Here is a 2934-nt window from a genome sequence, read left to right on the forward strand (position 1 = left end):
CTGCTTGGATATGAAATTGGCAAGGGGTTTGGCCATAGAGGCAGGAGTTTGATGAAAAAGACGTTCATTCTTTCCATCTTGCCCAATATACTTTTAATGAACCTGACATTATTTGAAGTCATTCCACATGGATGGTTCCAGCCATTATTAAGCTCTGCCTTTATTATTAAATGCATCCTGCTCACAGCACTTTTGTATCCAATTTGCTTGGCGGGGTACAAATGGGGCAAAAAGGCTTCTGTTTAAATTTTTTTTGCATTATACCTAGAATTACTATGTAAATAGAATGATTAGGTAATTAATTTTGAATAAATACATAGTACTAATATGCTTACTGATTTAAAGATTATTGTTTGGTTGAGATGCTGTTTATTTTTTTGTTAATATACATAGTTATTCTATGTATAAAGGAGCGGATTTTAATGGGAATGAAGTTAAATAGGAATGACCTGATATTTTTCATTGTCTGTCTAGGATTGGGTTTACTTGCAGAAAGATCTTTTTTGCAAGGGAAAATTGGACTGTCTTATCTTGTATTTATCACATGTTTTTATGGAGTGTTTTTCTGGAAATTTCAATCCTTTCCATTTACAAATAAAAAGCTAGGCGTATTGCTGATTAGTTCGATATGGCTGCTTGCAGCAAGCTTTTTATTAAAATCGAATATGATTCTTTATGCTCTTAATATCCTAGTGATCCCGTTTCTGGTTCTCATTCAGCTTGTGCTTGTTACTTATCCAGTACAGAACCAATGGCATAGGTTTTCGTTCGTAAAAAAAGTCATTCTGACAGTGTGCGCTGCTATCATGTATTCATTCCGGTTTTTGATGCAAGGACCTAAACTGGCAAGCAAAGGAATGGATGAGAAAACAAGTGGATTTGTAAAACGGGTCTTAATTGGCCTTTCCATTTCCTTTCCACTTTTGGTGGTGATCATCAATCTGCTTGTTTCCGCAGACCAGCAATTTGGGCAGATGCTTGGATCGTTTCCCCGCTGGCTGTCCCGATTGGAGATAGAAGAAGAGATTCTTAGGACTGCAGCAGTCGTCTTTTATGCACTTTCGATCTTTGGTTTATTACAGGTGCTGAGAAAGAAGTCCAGCATGGATGAACAACCAGTTGATTCAGACAAAAAGATTTCCTGGGATAGTGTGGTAAGTTTAACGGTACTTATTTCATTGAATATTGTTTATCTTCTGTTTGTCATTGTTCAATTCACATACTTTTTCAGCGAGACACTTCAGACAGGCTTTACGTATGCGGAATACGCTCGCAGAGGATTTTTTGAACTTCTGTTCATTGCAGTGTTAAACTTGATGATCATTTCCACAGTCATTTCATTTTCAGAAATGGGTTCGAGGACTATAAAGCAGTTCATCCGAATAATGCTGACTTTGCTTGTTTTCTTTAGCGGAGTAATGCTTTATTCAGCATTTATAAGACTGTTTATGTATGAAGAGGCGTATGGCTTTACGTTTACCAGGGTGCTGGCTCATGCTTTCATGATTTTCCTTTTAGTCATCCTCGGTTATTCTTTAATAAGAATATGGCTTGAAAGACTATCCCTCGTACGCTTTTATATCATTTCTGCCATTATATTTTATACGATCATCAATACTGTGCCGCTTGACCGATTTGTTGTTGAGCAAAATTTGCAGCGGTACAATGAAACAGACAAAATCGATATCTATTATTTAAATTCCCTATCATATGACGGCGTGGAAGGATTGGTTAAGCTTTACAAGCTTAATCCAGATTATCCAGGACTAAAGCAAGCCCTTCAAGAGCGTAAACATGAAGCCAGGATGGAAGAGGGTAAATGGAGTTCAATTAATTTCTCTAGGAGGAATGCTGAGAAGTTATTGATGAATATCGATTTACAGTGATCGTTCATTTATGTCTAAAATTCAAACAAAGCCCTTGATTGTTCCTAGTTTTGTAACATATCGATGTGTCTTATGGTGATAAAATGTTCTTAAGTCAGTATAAAGGGGACATGAACGATGATAACGGAAGGGAATATTTCTGAGATCTTTAATCTCTTAAAGGGTATAGGACATTCAATTGATTCATTGAATAAAAGAGCTGAAGGAATTGAAAAAAGACTTGAGCGGCTCGAAAAAGTGGATAGCATTGAACATCGTGTCACATCGAACCAGATTGATATCACAGACATAAAAGATGCACTTGAGCGTATGGAAGAAATGCAAAGCGCCAAGATAGAAAATGCACTGCAACAACTGTTAGAAAAGGCGGAAGTGAAGAATAACTCAGAATTCAGCACAATCCATAAGCGTCTCGACTCTCATCTGCTTAAGTTAGGCAGGGTGGAGGAAGAAATGTTAATGGTACAACAAGAGAAATGCTAAATAATGATAGTATTGAATTGCTTGAGTGAGAGAGAAATTGGAATAAAGAAGCAGCAACGGTGGGGAATAAAGTGTTCCTAAAGAAGGCTATAGGGAACATTCGACTCCTTTTAAGAAAAAATTATTTGAATAATATTTTAGTGGGACTGCTATTAGGCAGTCCCTCTGTTTTTTAATCTTGTGAATATCAATCAGGACATCCTGTTCATACCTTTAAATTAATATATTACCCAACACAAAATATTCATAAATGGTCTAAACCCTCATTTATATGCATTTCAAGGTTCAGTTAGGTGACCTCGGTGAGTCGTTCACAGAATAGTTGCCTTTGGGAGATTGGGACGAATCTATTTAGCGTTATGATTAGGGTGTAATCCTACATTTCCCTTTTATAGGCAGTTTAGTAGAGTATCAATTCTACCCGAGGTGATTCAATTGAAGTACGATCTAGTATTGCTTCACGCCCCTAGTGTTTATGATTTTCGTAAGAACGCTCTGCTGGCTGGGCCAATCAGCGACGTTGTTCCATCCTCATCCGTTTTCGAAATGTATCCCATTGGGTTGA

Annotated in this window: 2 protein-coding genes and 1 pseudogene; all 3 read left to right on the top strand. The window is 37.1% G+C overall.

Going from position 1 to position 2934, the window contains the following annotated elements; genetic code table 11:
* A pseudogene (locus WB217_RS15210) lies at nt 1-246 on the top strand (HAAS signaling domain-containing protein); the annotation flags it as partial.
* Between the two features lie 176 nt (nt 247-422).
* On the top strand, nt 423-1886 hold the full coding sequence (locus WB217_RS15215) for a DUF4153 domain-containing protein (RefSeq protein WP_423994083.1): 1464 nt from the start codon (nt 423-425) through the stop codon (nt 1884-1886).
* Nucleotides 1887-2003: 117 nt separating this feature from the next.
* Nucleotides 2004-2369: a hypothetical protein gene (locus WB217_RS15220; protein ID WP_423994084.1), complete on the top strand. Its 366-nt coding sequence runs from the start codon at nt 2004-2006 to the stop codon at nt 2367-2369.
* The last annotated feature ends 565 nt before the right edge of the window (nt 2370-2934 follow it).

Source organism: Mesobacillus sp., from assembly GCF_049588175.1.
In the GTDB taxonomy this organism is placed as follows: domain Bacteria; phylum Bacillota; class Bacilli; order Bacillales; family Cytobacillaceae; genus Mesobacillus.

Bases quoted from the DNA above. Each gene is read 5' to 3' on its own strand.
- WB217_RS15215 (WP_423994083.1), top strand. From the start codon at position 423: ATGGGAATGAAGTTAAATAGGAATGACCTGATATTTTTCATTGTCTGT.
- WB217_RS15220 (WP_423994084.1), top strand. From the start codon at position 2,004: ATGATAACGGAAGGGAATATTTCTGAGATCTTTAATCTCTTAAAGGGT.